Here is a 16,270-nt window from a genome sequence, read left to right on the forward strand (position 1 = left end):
GGCCTGTAGCTCAATTGGTTAGAGCAGAGCGCTCATAACGCTTTGGTTGCGGGTTCAAGTCCTGCCGGGCCTACCAAATCTCCGCCTAAATCATTTATTTTAAACGATACGTGTGCCCCACGTTTTTCTTTTCCACGGTCTTTTGAAACTTTCCAATCCCGAAGGTTTTGCGGCCATGCTGCCGATTTCCTGCACGGAAGTCGTTCTGGTCTCCCTGGCCAAAACCTGCGGCGCGCTGCTGGTGCTGGCGGGGGGCTTTGGCAAAACCCGGATCTTTGATCTGGCGACCCGGATTGGCACTCTGATGAACGTGCCGGTTATTCCCGGCGCGATATGGATGGTCCACTTGGGCCGCTGGAATTTTGTACCCAGCGAAACCTACCTGATGGGCGGGATGGAGTTTCAGGCCGTCTTGCTGCTGGTCATGCTGTTCATGGCCCAGGTCGGCAACCGTTTTCAGAAAGAAGCATCTGCTGCCTGATACCTCCCCGAATGCTCCCGCTGCCCTGACCGCACTCCCACACAGTTCCGCCGCGGTCAGGGCGCAAAACCTTTAACCAAATCTGCGCTTGTTGTACCGTTTTTTTCGGATGTCTGATGCTGATGTGACAGCGTTTCAGCCCGCCGCATATTTGGAAAAACTGTTCAGTCGACGCAAGAATCTGTCTCCAACCGGTCAAATTTCTGCTACTGCCGACAAGTCGGTTAATTCGACGCTATAGTTGGTTTTCTAGTTGGAAGAATGCGGATGAATAATGCTGACGAAAAGGTGCTTCAAAAACACCGTGCGCTGATATTGGCGGCCACCGGAGATGGCGTTTACGGGCTTGATTGCGACGGGAATACCACCTTTTCCAACCCGGCAGCCGAACGGATGACCGGCTTTTCTGCCGAGGAAATGTACGGAAAACCGTCGCATGCGCTTATTCATCACACCCATGCTGACGGGACCCCTTACCCAAATCACACCTGCCCGATCCACGCGGCCTTTCACGACGGTAAGGTCCACCGTGTGACCGGCGAAGTTTTCTGGCGCAAGGACGGGATCAGTTTTCCGGTTGAATACGTCAGCACACCGCTGGTTGATGAAGGCGAACTTGTCGGGGCCGTCGTGGCGTTTCGGGACGTGACCGAGGAAAAACGCGCTGAGAAAGCCCTGCTTGAAAGCGAACACCGCTACCGGAAAATCGTCGAAGCAACCCATGAGGCCATTTTTCTGCTGCGGGTCGAGGATGGTGTCATGCTGGATGCCAACGAAGAAGCCTGCCGCCTGCTGGGTTTTCCCCGGGATGTTCTGCTGACCAAAACCGCCCGGGACCTTCATCCGCACGAACTTGACCGGCACAAAGAAATATTCGACTCGGTTATTGAAAACGGCAAGGGCCGGACCGACGAACTGACCTGTTTGTCCAGCAATGGCGAACGGATACCGGTGCGTATGTCTGCCAGTGTCATTCAATTGCAGGGCGTCGATTGTCTGTTGGTCATTGTCCAGGACCAGCGCGACTATGTCGAAGCGGAAAAGCGGACACGAAAGCTACAGGCCGATCTGCATCACGGTGCCCGGTTGAGCGCGATGGGCGAAATGGCGTCGGGCATGGCGCATGAACTCAATCAGCCGCTGACAGCCGTGATGAACTATTTGCAAGCCTGCCAGCTTATTCTTGAAAACGGAACCGATGCGCAACGGGGCAAGATTTCCGAGTATATGGGCAAGGCCATTGACCAGGCGGAACGGGCTGGAAAGATTATTTCTGGGTTGCGCACGTTTGTTCAGAAAGGCGAAGCCAACCGGACCGTCGAGGAGCTGAATGGAACGGTCGAGGAAGCCCGCAGTTTGATGCTGTCCGGCGTTGCTGCAGAGGATATCAGGTTTCAAACCGACTTCGCCGGTAATCTGGCGCCGGTTTGCGTCGACAAAATCCAGATTCAACAGGTTGTGTTCAATCTGGTGCGCAATGGGGTCGAGGCCCTTGCCCATACAAAAGATGGCAAACTGCTGGTTTCAACGGCGCGACGGGGCAATGGCATGCTGGAAGTCAGCGTGACGGACAATGGCCCGGGGGTTGAGAACGATTTCCTCGACAAACTGTTCACTGCGTTCTCAACCACCAAAGCCGAAGGCATGGGCGTCGGCCTGTCAATCTGCCAGTCGATCATCGAAGATCACGGCGGCAGCATCCGTGCCGAACGCAATTCTGATGCGGGTATGACATTCACATTTACGCTGCCTGTTGCCGCCAGGGAGGGTGCAAATGTCTGATGAGCAAACTGTTTTCATTGTGGATGACGATGCAGCCGTCCGGGAATCCCTGGCTTTGCTTCTGGAGGCGTCCGGATTCACCATTGCTCAATACGAGACCGGAAACGCGTTTCTGGAGGCTTTGAGCGCTGACAGCACTGGATGTCTGATCATTGATGTGCGCATGCCTGGATTGAGCGGGCTTGAGGTCCAGAAAAGGTTGGTTGACCGGAATGCCACGTTGCCGGTCATTATTATGACCGGCCATGGCGATCTGCCAATGGCGGTCAAAGCGATGAAAGCCGGGGCCGTCGATTTTCTTGAAAAGCCGTTTGATCTGGCGGGTCTCACGGAAAGCGTGACAAACGCTCTGAACAAAAGTGCGGAGAACCTGCTGGAGGCCAATCAGGCCGCTGAAATCGGGCGGCGACTTGCGCGGCTGACCGAACGCGAGCGCCAGGTGCTGGACGAGTTGGTCATTGGCAATCTCAACAAGGTTATTGCGTTCAATCTGAGTATCAGCCCGCGCACTGTCGAAATCCACCGGGCCCACGCGATGGAAAAGATGCAGGCCAGAAATCTTGCCCATCTTGTCCGCCTGGCGATAACCGCTGGGGTGGTTCCCAATATCAGCGCAGCAGACTGACCAGCGTTACCGGTATGGGGCCAAAATACGCTACGTAGTTACCCTCATTTTAAAAACCGGTGTCCTGCTCTATTTCTGGTGAGGAGCCCCGCCCCATCTGGTAGCCAACTGGTAGCCGCCAGTCAGCTACCTGAAAGGCGAGAGGCTTAGTTCAGTTCCCCATGTCAAAGTAACAATCTGATGTCTGAATTCACCAACATACCGATCAGCATCGTTGATGACGACGCAGCTGTCAGGGACTCGCTTTCGCTGCTGTTGTCGATCGCGGGCTTCTCAGTCAGTACCTATGAATCTGGTGCCGGTTTCCTGGCGTCGCTGAAAGATTGCGCCACAAATGTTCTGATTGTTGACATGCATATGCCAGGGCTGAGCGGCGTTGAACTGGCAGAACAGCTCCGCTCCCGTGGCTGCACCATTCCCGTTATTCTCATATCCGGAAATCTCGACACCGCAACCCGGGATCAAGGCGCGCGGGCGGGTATATCGCGGTTTCTGAAGAAACCGTTTTCGGGCACTCGTCTCATTGAAACCATTCGAGAAATTTCCAACTGACTCCGCAGCCACATTCAAGTTCCGGCCCAGTGTACGTATTTTCCCCTAGGTAGAACACCGAATTTCCCGCGTCTCCGGCACCGGCTAAACCCAATGCACGTCATCGGGATCGCCCGGTCACGCGGACATGATGTCCGGAACGATAACAGCCCAGGGAGCGACGGTTGCCGCCATGATAAATTTTCCAAGTACAGAACATGTTCAGCGGCATTTGGATGCCTCGCGCGTGCCGGCAAGTATCTTCGTCACTTCGGCCATCGCTGTGTCGCTCAATTTCACCCATGTCCTTGATGCTGTCGAAGCATATTTCGAGACAAGGGGCGTATCGGCCGCGGCGTTCTACCTGGCGAATTTTGCGGCGTTATTTGGCGTCAGATGGTTTGTCCGCTCCCGGCGTGCCTGACCCGCTTGTGACACGCTCCCCGCCCGTAAGGGTCGCGTTCCCGGCGAGACCCACATGCACAATGACATCACCACCGCCGGCCATGATTTGGCAAGCGAGAACCGAACCACCTGAACTGACAGACCAGCATACCCACAACTCTCCCACCACCTCACAACAAGACGAGAAAAAAAATGACTGCAGAATTCAAAATCAGCCTTGCTCCCGTAACTGACGCAACTGCAACCGGTGCGGCCAAAGACATCCTTGAAAGCACCCAGGCTCAATTGGGTTTCGTGCCCAATATGTACCGGACCATGGCCAATTCATCGGGATATCTGAGCACATATGCCACCGGCTACAAGGCGTTCCGGCAGGACTCCGGCTTCACCGCGAAAGAGCAGGAAACCATCTTTCTGGTGATCAGCCGGGGCAACGGTTGCGACTATTGCACCGCAGCCCACAGCATGATCGCTGATAAAGTCTCGAAACTTGACAGCGAAACCCTGAACGCATTGCGCAGCGGAGCGCCGCTTGCCGACGCCAGGTTGCAGGCGCTTGCTGAATTTACCGCCCATGTCTTTGAGACACGCGGCATGATCACCCGCGCCCGGGCCGCTGCATTTCTGGAAGCTGGTTTCGCAGAAAAGCAGATCATGGAAGTGGTGCTGGCGATTTCTGTAAAGATCCTGAGCAATTATTCAAACCACATCTTCCACACCGATCTGGATGACGTGTTTGCGCCCTACGCAGTCTGAACCCAAATGACCGGGCATTCCCTTTGCCCGGTCTTCCCCAACGCGATTTCCGGGCGCACAATCTGTGCCAGCCCCTTCTGGACTGAAAGGCAACACAACATGGCCGAGACATACGACATCATCATCATTGGCGGTGGCAACGCCGGCTTTGGCGTATCCGCCGTGGCCCACGCGGCCGGCAAGAGCATCGCGTTCATCGAAGAGTGGGATTTTGGCGGCACCTGCCCCAATCGCGGCTGCACCCCGAAAAAGGTTCTGGTGGCTGCCGCCCATGCGCTGCATGAAATTGAAATTGCGAGCGCTCACGGCATCACCGTCGGCAAGCCGTCTCTGGATTGGTCAAAGCTGATCCGGCGCGAAAAAGATATGATCAGTTTCATCCCCGACGCCATGGCCAGCACCGCAGAAAAACGTGGCGCCATCTATCGTGGTTCGGCAAAATTTGTCGGCCCCAATGCGGTGGAAGTGAATGGCCAGACGCTGACCGCAAAAAACATCGTCATCGCCACCGGATCAAAACCACGGCCGCTGCCGATCCCCGGTGCCGGGTTGATGATTACATCCGATGACATTTTGTCAGACGAGACCCAGCCGGATGAAATCGTCTTTATCGGCGGTGGTGTGATCGCCATGGAGTTCAGCCATGTCTACGCCCGTGCGGGCACAAAAGTGACCATTCTTGAGGTCATGCCACAACTGCTGCCCCGTATCGAAGCCGAAGCCGTGGCGGTCCTGCGCACTGAAAGTGAGCGCATTGGTGTGACGATCAAGACCAGCGTTGAGGTGCAAAGCATATCGCAGGCCGATGACAGGCTCAGCGTAAGCTACGTACACGACGGCAAAACGCAGACGGTAGTCGCCGACCGGGTGGTGAACGGCGCCGGCCGTATTGCCAATGTCGAAAGCCTTGATCTGGAGGCCGGCAACATCGAACATGATCGCGTCGCGGTCAAAACCAACGCGCATCTGCAATCGGTGTCAAACCCGTCTGTCTGGGTTGCGGGTGACGCGCTTGTCACCTCGCCGCAACTGTCGCCTGTGGCAACTTATGAGGGGCGTGTCGTTGGCGAAAACATCGTCAACGGGCTGAACACAGCCCCGGATTATTCCGTTATTCCCAGCAGTGTCTACACCGTGCCGGCGCTCAGCACCGTCGGCCTGACCGAGGCGGAAGCCCGTGCACAGGGGTTGAAATTCAAAGCCACGACCAACGATATGACGGGCTGGTTTTCCGGCAAAGCCTATGCCGAGACCGTGGCCTGGGCCAAAGTTCTGGTTGAGGAGGACAGCGACCGCATTCTTGGCGCCCATCTGGTGGGTCACCACGGCGAAGATCTGATTCATATGTTTGCCCTTGCCATGCGCCATGGAATTTCCGCCAGCGCCCTGAAGGAGGGGGTGTTTGCCTTCCCGACGTTCTCATCTGACTTGAAAAGTCTGTTCTGAAACAGGGTTTTGCCGAACCAGCTGGAGAAAACGTGTTTGATGCCGGGGGGGCGCTCGTTTGCGCACCCTCGGATACTTTGACGATGCCCGGGGCAGAATTGCCGGGCTCCTTCCGTCTGGGGGCTTGAAGAGAACGGAAGCGCGCATCTGGCTCGATTTTCAGGGCGCTAAAATCATCCCCTGCTTTTAACGGCTCCTGAAAGCGCAAACCGGCAGGGCGGAGGCGAATGTTGCGTAAAGCGGAATGTTGACGGGGCTTGCGGCAATCCCAAATGCCATGTCTGGAACCGGACCTTTTTTCCGCGGATCTGAACTCAGCAGTGTGGATATAGCTCTGGCGCCGTTTGAATTCAGAACCGGATTTCTGCTCACTCACAACAAGGGTCTCCATCTCCCCGCATCGGGCGCAGGCTGACGCCGGTATCAGGTGTGGTGACGCCCGCTGCCCGCCTGGATTACAGGGCTCCCGGATCCGGATACTCTGACGAAGCACAATCCACTGAGAATGGGGATTTCTGCTGAAAACTGCCAGGTTTCTGTTGGTAGTTGGTATTGATCAGGCCAACAACGAGTGTTGCAGGGAACTGAGGTTGGCTGGCCACCAAAGAGTCAGGGGCCCGGACCTGAGAACGGCTCAGGAGCGTGGTGAATTCACTGCTCGCAGATCGCAGTTTCCGGCCAGTTCAGCAGGGGCGCCCCGATGCCGCAACGACTTCACCCGTGTCGCAGGTTCGCCATATGGCATCTGACGGGCGCTGGCGTACGACTGCGGTCCGGTCGCGCCGCAATCCTGTACCATCGGCCCGAATTTTCGGTCTGCGGGCCGGTAGAAACCGGCGGCTGTTAATGGGCGGGCACGCTGGCTCGCCCATCAATTTTCGTCAATACCCGTGGTTTTCTGAGTAATTCTTCCAGACCTGCGGGGAATGCTCATGCTCACCCGGCAATTCGGGTGAACGCAATTCAACCAGAGCTATGCCTGCGGCAAGACTTTCTGGGTCTGAACGCCAAGCCCTTCGATTCCGAGCCGCACCACTTCGCCACCTTTCAGGTAGACCGGTGGTGTCTGGCCCATGCCGACGCCGGGAGGCGTGCCGGTCGAGATGATGTCGCCTGGCTGCAGGCTCATGAACTGGCTGCAATAAGAGATCAGATGCGGAATCTTATAAACCATCGTGGCGGAGCTGCCGTTCTGGTAGCGTTTGCCATCCACCTCAAGCCACATCGCCAGGCTGTCAAAGTCGCCGGCCTCATCCGGTGTGACCAGCCACGGCCCGGTCGGGCCAAATGTGTCGCAGCCTTTGCCTTTGTCCCAGGTGCCGGCGCGCTCGATCTGAAATTCGCGCTCGGACACATCATTTACCACACAAAAGCCGGCCACGTGGTCAAGCGCATCTGCTTCGTCGATATAGCTGCCGCCTTTGCCGATTACCACGGCCAGTTCGACTTCCCAATCGGTCTTTACAGAGGCACGCGGGATCTGAATATCGTCATCCGGGCCGACAATCGCCGAGGTGAATTTGTTAAAGATAACCGGCTCGGGCGGGATATCCATACCGGCTTCTTCCGCGTGATCGGCATAGTTCAGCCCGATACAGATGAACTTTCCGACATTGCCAACGCAGGCGCCCAGACGCAAATCCTGCTGCGGCACGCCTTCAACCAGGGGCAGGTCCTGAACGTCCAGAGCGGCAATCTTTGCCAAGGTTTCGGGCAGCAAAGCAGCACCCGCAACGTCGGGAATGATATCGGACAGGTCACGTACCCGACCCTGGTCATCCAGCAATCCTGGTTTTTCCTGGCCAGCTGGCCCGTAACGTAGAAGTTTCATCTGAAGTCTTTCTCAATTGGATATGGAACCCGGCGCCAAGGCACCGGGTTCCGCTCAGTTTAGTCGTAAAGAACCGCCGCAATCGCCGGATCATCAATGTTTGTGGCGTCGTAATAATAGAAGCCAGTGTCGATCATTGCCGGCACAGCCATGCCTTTTGATGCAGAAATCGCAGCTTTGACCGTTTCATAGCCAATGCCAACCGGATTCTGCGTGATTGCACCCGCCATCAGACCGCTGCGTACAGCGTCTTTCTGCGCGGCGCCCGAGTCATAGCCAATGATGATAATATCGGTCTTGGCCATCTCACGCACACCGTTCACAACCCCAATGGCCGAGCCTTCATTGGTCCCAAAAATACCTTTCAGATCCGGGTTTGCGATCAGGATCGCTTTGGTCAGCTCGGTGGACTGCAACTGATCGCCGGCACCATATTGTACGGTCACCACCTCAATGTTGGGATAGTTGGCGGCGATCTGATCCAGGAAACCGTCGCGGCGGTCAATACCGGTGCGGCTTGTCTGGTCATGAGCCACAACCGCAACCTTGCCGGAGCCGCCAATCAGGCCCGCCATTTTGTCCGCAGCCAGGGCGGCGGCGGCAACATTATCGGTGGACGCAGTAGACAAAGGAATGTCGCTGTCGACACCACTGTCAAAGGCAATAACCGGGATGCCCATCTCTTTGGCCTGACGCAAAAGCGGGATCGCAGCCTGGCTGTCCAGTGCGGCAAAACCGATCGCGGTTGGTTTTTTGGCGAGCGCAGCAGCAAGCATATCGATCTGACGATCGACCATGGTTTCACTGTCCGGGCCTTCAAAAGTAATTCTGACGCCAAATTCCTCAGCGGCCTGATCTGCGCCCGCTTTTACAGCCTGCCAGAACTGGTGCTGGAAGCCCTTAGAGATCAGCGGCACATAAAGTGTTTCCTGTGCAAAGGATGCAGGCGCTGTGGCCAGAAGAGTTGCTGCGCTCAGTGCGCCCAGCAGAGTACGACGGTTCAACATTAGGTTTCCTCCCATAAGGTGTTGATCGTGGTTTGAATTAGAAAGGGGCGTTGACCGCCCACTGGTTGGTCTTGAGATCAGGCAGATTTTCTGCGGACCATATCCGCATAAACCGCCAGAATGATGATGGCGCCGGTGACAACGGTCTGCCATTCCTGTGCAACGGAAAGCACCCGCAACCCATTGATCAGCACCGCCATGATGAGAGCGCCGATCAAGGTGCCCATGATGCTTCCGCGCCCACCGGACAGCGACGTGCCACCAATGACCACAGCGGCAATTGCCTCGAGTTCATAGCCAAGCCCGAGCGCCGGCTGCGCCGAATTCAGACGGGATGCGATGAGAAGACCCGCGATGCCACAGATACCGCCGGCCAGCGCATAGATCGCCATTTTCCAGCGGTCAGTGTTCACCCCGGACAGGCGCACGGATTCCTCGTTCGAGCCCAGCGCGAATGTGTAACGCCCGAGCACCGTCCGGTTGAGCACATAAGATGCCGTGATCGCCACCAGAAACAGGATCAGCACGCCGTTGGGGATCTGCAGGCCCGGAATGACTTTGCCGATCAGCGATCCTCGCGAGATCAGGTCAAACCCGGGCGTGTCATTGAAATAGATCGGACGGGTGCCGGAAATGACCAGCGACAGACCTTTCAGGATCAGCATCATGCCCAGGGTGGCAATAAAGGGCGGAATTTTCATCTTGGCAACAAATGCACCTGAGCAAAGACCACAGAATGCCCCGGCGCCAATGGCCGCAATCACCCCGAAGATCAGCGGCATCCCGGCATAGGTCAGCACCACTCCCGCGATCACCGCGCAGAACGTCATCAGCGTGCCGACAGACAGGTCAATACCACCGGTGATAATCACCAGGGTTGCCGCCACTGCCAGCACTCCGTTGACTGAAGTCGCCTGCAGGATCGCAATCATATTCGACATTTGCATAAAATTCGGCGACGCCACAGAAAACCCGATGAGCAGCAGGATCAGACTGGCAAAGGCCAGCAGCTTCTGATGCGCGCCTGTGTCGATTAAACGTGACATCAGGGACGGGGTTGAAGGGGTGGTTGCATCGCTCATTGGCTCGCTCCATCAGGTTGCATAACGGCTTCGCGCCTGGTGGCGAGTCGCATAATTTCTTCTTGAGTTGTGGCTTTGCCGCCCGGAAGTACCCCGGTCAGCCGCCCTTCGCACATCACCGCGATACGGTGACTCAGCCGCATAACTTCGGGCAGTTCAGAGGAGATGACGATGATGGACTTCCCCTCTTTGGTGAGCGCCTCGAGCAGTTTGTAGATCTCGGCTTTCGCCCCGACATCGATGCCCCGGGTTGGTTCGTCAAAGATAAGGATGTCACAGTCGCGCAGCAGCCATTTGGCGATGACAACCTTTTGCTGGTTGCCGCCGGACAACAGGCGGACTTCCTGCCGGTCTGAGGGCGTGCGGATGCCAAGTTGCCGGATGTAACGCACAGCAACCTCGCGCATGTCCGCCTCATCCAGCACGCCGATTTTGCTGGTGAAGCGCGCCAGGCTTGCCATCGCGATATTGGCGCGGACATCCATGCCTGTGGCGAGGCCAAAATGTTTGCGGTCTTCAGAAAGATATCCGATGCCCGCCGCGACCGCATCGGAAGGGGTGCTGATCTGCACAGTTTTCCCATGCACTTTGATCTCGCCGGCGTCCCGGGGGTCCGCACCAAAGACCGCACGCGCCACTTCCGTCCGCCCGGCCCCCATGAGCCCGGCAAAACCAAGGATTTCGCCCTGTTTCAGCGTAAAGCTCACATCCTGTATGTCGCGTCCGCGGCTAAGACCGGAGACCTCAAGCGCGATTTCGGCATGTTCAAGATCAGGCACCTGAAGCGGCTCGTCTTTCACCTCACGGCCAACCATCATGGAAATGATCTGATCGACTGGCGTGTCCGCTGCCTCAACCGTGCCGACATATTCCCCGTCGCGCATCACCGTAACCCGGTCGGCAATCTGCTTCAGCTCATCCATTTTGTGGCTGATATAGATGATGCCGACACCCTCGGCCTTCAGGCGGCGAATGATGACAAAAAGTTCGGCAATCTCGGCATCGTTCAACGCCGCGGTCGGCTCATCCATGATCAATACCCGGGAGCGGTATGACAGGGCTTTGGCGATCTCTATCATTTGCTGTTTGGCGATGCTCAGGCTGCCGACCACAGTCTTTGGATTCAACCCGAGATTCATTGACGCAAAGATGTCAGCCGTCTGCTGATTAAGCGCAGCTTCGTCCAGCCGGCCAAACCGCTTGCGGGGTTCGCGTCCGATATAGATGTTCTGCGCGGCGGTCAGATCATTCATCAGGCTCAACTCCTGGTGAATAATGCCGATGCCCAGATCCTGCGCTGCGCGGGGACCAGCCGGCGACGCAGGTTTGCCATTGATAAGCACCTCGCCACCGTCTTTGCGGTAAACGCCTGACAGGACCTTCATCAGCGTGGATTTACCAGCGCCGTTTTCCCCCATCAAAGCGTGTACTTCGCCTGCGCGCAGATCAAAGCGCACATCCTTGAGCGCATGCACGCCCGGAAAGCGTTTTTCGATGCCGCGCATTTCGACGATTGTAGTCACGGTGCAACCCTCCCTGGTCACGAAAACAAAACGATCAGATAGTGACGCCGCCATCCACGAGCATCGACTGACCGGTGACGAACTGACTTTCGTCCGACAGCAGATACACAATCATCGGCGTCATATCGGCGACCGTGGCCAGCCGGCCCACCGGCTGACGGGCGATGAAATCTTTTCTGGCCTGGACCGGGTCATCGGCGGCGGCGATACGGCCCTGAAGGCTCGGGGTGTCCACGGTGCCGGGGCACAGCGTATTGCAACGCACCCCCTGGGTGACGAAATCGGCGGCGATGCCTTTGCTCAACCCGATCACAGCAGCCTTGGTGGCGCCATATGCGGTCCGGTTGACGAAACCTTTGATCGAGGACGCCATCGACGCCATATTCAGGATCGACACACTGCCGGTATCCTTCGCCCGCTCCAGCATCCCCGGCAAGAACGCCCGGATCATCCGCAGCATAGACGTCACATTGAGATCGACGCTGAACGCCCAGTCCTCGTCCGAGATCTCCAGCACCGTGCCGTGATGCACCACTCCCGCGCAGTTGAACAAACCATCGATTTGCCCGATGTCCGCCGCCAGAGCCTTAACAGCGTCCCCGTCACGAACGTCGAGCACCCGGGTCTCGATGTCCGGATTTTCCACCGCCAGGCTGGCCAACGTTTCTTCATTGATATCTGTCGCGATCACCCGCGCACCTTGTTGAGCGCAGACCAGAGCGGCCGCCCGCCCCATCCCCTGCCCGGCAGCGGTGATTACCAATGTCTTTCCTTGCAAACGCATCTGACGTCCTCCCAACCGCATGTCGCGGCATGTGTTTCTTGCGGCCCGCAGGCCGGGATCTCGTGGCGGCTTACATCACCGCGCCAATTTGCCAGGGCACGAATTCCGCGCCGCCAAATCCAAGCTCTTCGCTTTTGGTTTCTTCCCCTGAAGCCACGCGGACCATCAGTTCAAAAAGCTCACGCCCTTTGCTTTCGATCGAGGCTTCTCCGGTGATGATGTCGCCACAGTTCAGATCCATGTCGTCCTTGAGACGCGCATACATTTCCGAATTGGTTGCCAGTTTGAGACAGGGGGTTGGTTTGTAACCCGACACTGAACCGCGCCCGGTGGTAAACACGATCAGGTTGGCGCCGGAGGCAACCTGGCCGGTCACGGAACAGGGATCAAATCCCGGACTGTCCATGAACACGAGGCCCGGCTTGTCGATCTTTTCCGCATAACGGTACACGTCTACCAGAGGTGCGGTGCCACCCTTGGCCACCGCGCCCAGCGATTTTTCAAGGATCGTCGTCAAGCCGCCGCGTTTGTTGCCGGGACTGGGATTGTTGTCCATCTCGCCGCCGTTGCGGGCGCAATACTCTTCCCACCAATGTACCCGCTCAATCAACTTTTCGCCGACCTCAGGTGTCAGGGCGCGCCGGGTCAGCAGATGTTCGGCGCCGTAGATTTCAGAGGTTTCTGACAGGATGGTGGTGCCGCCATGGCGCACCAGAAGGTCCGACGCGTAACCAAGCGCCGGATTTGCGGTGATGCCGGAATAGCCGTCCGAACCACCGCATTGCATGCCAACCATAATTTTGGACACCGGGGCGGGCTGCCGTTCGACCTGATTGGCCATGGCTGCAATGCCACGCAACTCCTCCAGCCCCTTTTCAATTGTTTTGCGGGTGCCACCGCTGTGCTGAATCGTCATGTAACGATAAGCACCATCGACACGCAGCTTGCGCCCCTCAACCAGGTCTGCAACCTGCATTACCTCACAGCCCAGGCCAATGAGCAACACACCGCCAAAATTGGCGTGTTGCCCATAGCCCGCGAGTGTCCGGAACAGCGTGTCGTAGCCCTCGCCTTTGCTGGACATGCCACAGCCGGTGCCATGCACGATGGGAACGATGCCATCCACATTGGGATAATCGTCCAGCAGCCCGGACTTCTCTGCGGCTTCGGCGATGAAACGCGCCACAGAACCCGAACAGTTCACCGAGGTCAGGATGCCGATGTAATTGCGTGTGCCCACCTGCCCGTCCTGGCGATGATAGCCCAGAAAGGTACGCGGCTCATGGATCACAGGAAGCGCGGCGTTTGACTGGGCGAAACCATAGTCCTGCTGATGCGTGCTCATTCCAAGATTGTGGGAATGCACATGATCACCCACGGCAATATCAGTGAGAGCCTGACCGATGATCTGCCCGTAGCGCAGCACGTTCTGCCCGGCGGCAATGTCTGCGCTTGCAATTTTATGCCCACGCGCAACATCTGCGGTCAGTGGCGCTGCCACCCCGTCAACCAGATCCCCTGCTTTTAGCGCATCCAATGCGATCAACACATTGTCGGCTGCCTGCAGGCGGATTGTTTTCAGATTGCAGTCAGTCACGCGATTCTCCCATTAAATTCAAACGCTTTCCGAAGGTTTGCAGGTCAAGTTCACTCCGGAAGCTGAGCTCATTTAGCTTGCACTCACCACCTGAGTCAACTAACATGTTAGTACACCAGGAGATAAAAATGACTGAAGCCACCACCACCACCCGCCCGGTTCTTCGCGAAATCAACGATATGACCGGCTCACTGGCGCAGCGGGTTTATCAGTCCCTGAAAGAAGCAATCATGACGCTGGAACTGCCGCCAGGCACCGTATTGCGCAAAGGTGAAATCTGTAGCCAGCTCGGGGTGTCACGTTCCCCGGCCACCGAAGCTCTGACCCGTCTGGCCGCTGACGGGCTGGTGGATGTGGTGCCACAATCCGCCACAAGGGTGTCTTACTTTTCCATGTCTGAAATTCGCGAAGGTGCGTTTCTGCGCGAAGCGCTTGAACTGGCCGCCGTGGAAAAAGTCGCCCGCGAATGCACCGCCGAACAGCTTGCACAGCTGACCCGCAGCCTGCGCCTTCAGACCCTGCTAGTTGAGGACGAAGACTATGCCGGCTTTTACGAAGCTGATGAAGACCTGCACCATATGATTATGGCATTTACCGGCTATGCCCGGGTCGGCACTTTTGCCGCCACCGCCTGGCTGCAGGTAGACCGGGCGCGTCAACTGTTGCTGCCAACCCCTGGCCGCATACTGGAGACTGTCGAAGAACACCGCGCTGTTATCGATGCTATCCGCGCCGGGGACCCCGAAGGCGCCCGCCATGCCATGCAACACCACCTCAGCAAACTCATCGTCAAACTTGAGCCGCTGGAACAAGAACAACCAGCGCTGTTTCGCCCCCTGCCCGCCTAGCAGCCGCCCCATACATTCACGAGGTCCGCATGAAATCTCTGCCGCTGAACAACCGAACCGCACGCCCGGTACCGCTGACCCGTATGGGGTTTGGCGGCGCGCCGCTGGGCAACCTGTATCGCGCCGTCCCGGAGACGGACGCGCAGGCCGCATTGAAAACCGCCTTTGACGCCGGCATCCGGTATTTTGATACCGCGCCCCAATATGGGCTGGGTCTGTCGGAGGTCCGTTTTGCCACCGGGATCAAAAAGTTCGGCCGCGAGAACATTCAGCTCTCCACCAAGATCGGACGGCTGTTGCTGGACTGTGCCCCGGAGGACGCCACCCCCGGCGCCTTTGTGGATGTGCCTCAGAAACGCATTCAGTTCGACTATTCTTATGACGGTGTGATGCGCAGTTATGAGGCCAGCAAAGCGCGGCTGAAGGTGGAGAATGCAGACATCCTGCTGGTACACGACGTCTGCGTTTTTTCGCAGGGTTCGCAGCAGGCGTCAGACGCCAGAGTGCGCGAATTGTTTGATGATGGTGGTTACAAGGCTCTAAGCGAATTGCGGGATGCCGGCGAAATTGCCGCCATCGGGGCCGGCGTGAATGAATGGCAGGTCTGCGAACGCCTGTTGGGGCTTGGCGATTTTGACGGTTTCCTGCTGGCAGGCCGCTACACGCTGCTGGAACAGGACGCTCTGGAAACATTTCTGCCGCTTTGCGAGAAACGTGATGTCGGCATCATCCTCGGCGGCCCTTATAATTCGGGCATTCTGGCGACCGGCGCCGTGAAAGGTGCGAAATACAACTACGAGGATGCGCCTGAGCCGGTGCTGCAGCGGGTCCGCGATATTGAACGCGTTTGCGCGGCACATGATACGCCGCTGATTGCCGCTGCGCTGCAATTCGTGCTCGGTCATCCCAGTGTCAAAACCGTGGTTCCCGGTGCGGTCTCCGCGTCCGAAGTCGAGGCCAATGTAGCGCTGCTCGACGTGCCAATCCCGGACGGGCTCTGGTCTGATCTGCGATCTGCAGGTCTGATCCGACCGGACGCCCTGCTCCCGTCTCAACAGGAGAACAACTGATGCTGCGCAACCTGTCACCGCTGCTGTCACCGGATCTGCTTCACGCGCTCGCCAGCATGGGGCATGGCGATGACATCGTGATTGCCGACGCCAATTTTCCCGCCCATTCCTGTGGCAAGCGCGTCATCCGGCTTGAAGGGGCCAGCGCCACCGATACGCTTGCCGCAGTGCTCAGCCTGCTGCCGCTTGATGCGTTTGTCCCAAGCCCTGCCCTGTCGATGGAAATCGTGGGGGAGCCGGATCAGATCCCCGATATTGTCCAGGAATTTCAGGCCATTATCGACAGTTCGGCAGACACTCCCGCCACGATAAAGCCCTGCGAACGCTTTGCCTTTTATGAGAAAGCCAAAACAGCTTTTGCGGTGATCCAGACCGGAGAAACCCGGATTTATGGCAATATCATTCTGAAAAAGGGCGTCGTGATGCCTGAGGGTGATACATGATGCGCATCGATGCCCATCAGCATTTCTGGGCGGTACACAGGGGCGATTATGGCTGGCTG

Annotated in this window: 16 protein-coding genes; 10 read left to right on the forward strand and 6 right to left on the reverse strand. The window is 57.3% G+C overall.

What is annotated here, in order from left to right:
• Positions 1-175 precede the first annotated feature (175 nt).
• The 7 genes from DWA01_RS04045 to DWA01_RS04075 all read left to right on the forward strand — a co-directional run bounded on the left by DWA01_RS04045 (position 176) and on the right by DWA01_RS04075 (position 6,026).
• On the forward strand, positions 176-481 hold the full coding sequence (locus DWA01_RS04045; RefSeq protein ID WP_114284410.1) for a hypothetical protein: 306 nt from the start codon (positions 176-178) through the stop codon (positions 479-481).
• 267 nt (positions 482-748) lie between these two features.
• On the forward strand, positions 749-2,263 hold the full coding sequence (locus DWA01_RS04050; RefSeq protein ID WP_160115958.1) for a PAS domain-containing sensor histidine kinase: 1,515 nt from the start codon (positions 749-751) through the stop codon (positions 2,261-2,263).
• On the forward strand, positions 2,256-2,888 hold the full coding sequence (fixJ, locus tag DWA01_RS04055; RefSeq protein WP_114284412.1) for a response regulator FixJ: 633 nt from the start codon (positions 2,256-2,258) through the stop codon (positions 2,886-2,888). Before DWA01_RS04050 ends, fixJ begins: the two co-directional genes overlap by 8 nt.
• 180 nt (positions 2,889-3,068) lie before the next feature.
• Positions 3,069-3,440 carry a response regulator transcription factor gene (locus tag DWA01_RS04060; protein WP_114284413.1) on the forward strand — a complete coding sequence of 124 codons (372 nt, stop codon included), beginning with the start codon at positions 3,069-3,071 and terminating at the stop codon, positions 3,438-3,440.
• A gap of 172 nt (positions 3,441-3,612) precedes the next feature.
• Positions 3,613-3,843: a hypothetical protein gene (locus tag DWA01_RS04065; protein ID WP_114284414.1), complete on the forward strand. Its 231-nt coding sequence runs from the start codon at positions 3,613-3,615 to the stop codon at positions 3,841-3,843.
• A gap of 173 nt (positions 3,844-4,016) precedes the next feature.
• Positions 4,017-4,580 (forward strand): carboxymuconolactone decarboxylase family protein, encoded by a 564-nt coding sequence (locus DWA01_RS04070; RefSeq protein WP_114284415.1) that lies wholly within the window; start codon positions 4,017-4,019, stop codon positions 4,578-4,580.
• A gap of 99 nt (positions 4,581-4,679) precedes the next feature.
• Positions 4,680-6,026 (forward strand): dihydrolipoyl dehydrogenase family protein, encoded by a 1,347-nt coding sequence (locus DWA01_RS04075; RefSeq protein ID WP_114284416.1) that lies wholly within the window; start codon positions 4,680-4,682, stop codon positions 6,024-6,026.
• A gap of 973 nt (positions 6,027-6,999) precedes the next feature.
• On the opposite strand, the gene DWA01_RS04080 is transcribed toward DWA01_RS04075, so the two are convergent.
• The 6 genes from DWA01_RS04080 to DWA01_RS04105 all read right to left on the reverse strand — a co-directional run bounded on the left by DWA01_RS04080 (position 7,000) and on the right by DWA01_RS04105 (position 13,850).
• Positions 7,000-7,857 carry a fumarylacetoacetate hydrolase family protein gene (locus DWA01_RS04080; protein WP_114284417.1) on the reverse strand — a complete coding sequence of 286 codons (858 nt, stop codon included), beginning with the start codon at positions 7,855-7,857 and terminating at the stop codon, positions 7,000-7,002.
• Between the two features lie 59 nt (positions 7,858-7,916).
• Positions 7,917-8,864, reverse strand: coding sequence for an ABC transporter substrate-binding protein (locus DWA01_RS04085; RefSeq protein ID WP_114284418.1), 948 nt, complete (start codon positions 8,862-8,864; stop codon positions 7,917-7,919).
• A 77-nt stretch (positions 8,865-8,941) separates the two neighbouring features.
• Entirely contained in the window at positions 8,942-9,946 is a 1,005-nt protein-coding gene (locus DWA01_RS04090; protein WP_114284419.1) for an ABC transporter permease, read from the reverse strand.
• Positions 9,943-11,469, reverse strand: coding sequence for a sugar ABC transporter ATP-binding protein (locus tag DWA01_RS04095; protein ID WP_200832499.1), 1,527 nt, complete (start codon positions 11,467-11,469; stop codon positions 9,943-9,945). Before DWA01_RS04095 ends, DWA01_RS04090 begins: the two co-directional genes overlap by 4 nt.
• Positions 11,470-11,503: 34 nt before the next feature.
• Positions 11,504-12,253: an SDR family oxidoreductase gene (locus DWA01_RS04100; protein WP_114284421.1), complete on the reverse strand. Its 750-nt coding sequence runs from the start codon at positions 12,251-12,253 to the stop codon at positions 11,504-11,506.
• 70 nt (positions 12,254-12,323) lie between these two features.
• A complete protein-coding gene (locus DWA01_RS04105) occupies positions 12,324-13,850 on the reverse strand; it encodes a UxaA family hydrolase (RefSeq protein WP_114284422.1) in 1,527 nt (508 codons plus the stop codon).
• A gap of 128 nt (positions 13,851-13,978) precedes the next feature.
• Between DWA01_RS04105 and DWA01_RS04110 the strand changes: the two genes are divergently transcribed.
• The 3 genes from DWA01_RS04110 to DWA01_RS04120 are packed head-to-tail and all read left to right on the forward strand — an operon-like array spanning position 13,979 to position 16,211.
• Positions 13,979-14,698, forward strand: a complete 720-nt coding sequence (locus DWA01_RS04110; RefSeq protein WP_114284423.1) for a GntR family transcriptional regulator — start codon at positions 13,979-13,981, stop codon at positions 14,696-14,698.
• A gap of 29 nt (positions 14,699-14,727) precedes the next feature.
• Positions 14,728-15,768, forward strand: a complete 1,041-nt coding sequence (locus tag DWA01_RS04115; RefSeq protein WP_114284424.1) for an aldo/keto reductase — start codon at positions 14,728-14,730, stop codon at positions 15,766-15,768.
• The gene (locus DWA01_RS04120; protein ID WP_114284425.1) at positions 15,768-16,211 is read left to right on the forward strand and encodes an RbsD/FucU family protein; all 444 of its coding nucleotides are present in this window, start codon (positions 15,768-15,770) and stop codon (positions 16,209-16,211) included. Before DWA01_RS04115 ends, DWA01_RS04120 begins: the two co-directional genes overlap by 1 nt.
• Positions 16,212-16,270 lie beyond the last annotated feature (59 nt).

Origin of the sequence: Candidatus Halocynthiibacter alkanivorans, from assembly GCF_003333265.1 — a bacterium.
GTDB classification, from domain to species: Bacteria; Pseudomonadota; Alphaproteobacteria; order Rhodobacterales; family Rhodobacteraceae; genus Halocyntiibacter_A; species Halocyntiibacter_A alkanivorans.

Excerpts from the sequence above, each read along its gene's own strand:
- DWA01_RS04045 (WP_114284410.1), top strand. The coding sequence starts at position 176 with ATGCTGCCGATTTCCTGCACGGAAGTCGTTCTGGTCTCCCTGGCCAAA.
- DWA01_RS04050 (WP_160115958.1), top strand. The coding sequence starts at position 749 with ATGAATAATGCTGACGAAAAGGTGCTTCAAAAACACCGTGCGCTGATA.
- fixJ (WP_114284412.1), top strand. The coding sequence starts at position 2,256 with ATGTCTGATGAGCAAACTGTTTTCATTGTGGATGACGATGCAGCCGTC.
- DWA01_RS04060 (WP_114284413.1), top strand. The coding sequence starts at position 3,069 with ATGTCTGAATTCACCAACATACCGATCAGCATCGTTGATGACGACGCA.
- DWA01_RS04065 (WP_114284414.1), top strand. The coding sequence starts at position 3,613 with ATGATAAATTTTCCAAGTACAGAACATGTTCAGCGGCATTTGGATGCC.
- DWA01_RS04070 (WP_114284415.1), top strand. The coding sequence starts at position 4,017 with ATGACTGCAGAATTCAAAATCAGCCTTGCTCCCGTAACTGACGCAACT.
- DWA01_RS04075 (WP_114284416.1), top strand. The coding sequence starts at position 4,680 with ATGGCCGAGACATACGACATCATCATCATTGGCGGTGGCAACGCCGGC.
- DWA01_RS04080 (WP_114284417.1), bottom strand. The coding sequence starts at position 7,857 with ATGAAACTTCTACGTTACGGGCCAGCTGGCCAGGAAAAACCAGGATTG.
- DWA01_RS04085 (WP_114284418.1), bottom strand. The coding sequence starts at position 8,864 with ATGTTGAACCGTCGTACTCTGCTGGGCGCACTGAGCGCAGCAACTCTT.
- DWA01_RS04090 (WP_114284419.1), bottom strand. The coding sequence starts at position 9,946 with ATGAGCGATGCAACCACCCCTTCAACCCCGTCCCTGATGTCACGTTTA.
- DWA01_RS04100 (WP_114284421.1), bottom strand. The coding sequence starts at position 12,253 with ATGCGTTTGCAAGGAAAGACATTGGTAATCACCGCTGCCGGGCAGGGG.
- DWA01_RS04110 (WP_114284423.1), top strand. The coding sequence starts at position 13,979 with ATGACTGAAGCCACCACCACCACCCGCCCGGTTCTTCGCGAAATCAAC.
- DWA01_RS04115 (WP_114284424.1), top strand. The coding sequence starts at position 14,728 with ATGAAATCTCTGCCGCTGAACAACCGAACCGCACGCCCGGTACCGCTG.
- DWA01_RS04120 (WP_114284425.1), top strand. The coding sequence starts at position 15,768 with ATGCTGCGCAACCTGTCACCGCTGCTGTCACCGGATCTGCTTCACGCG.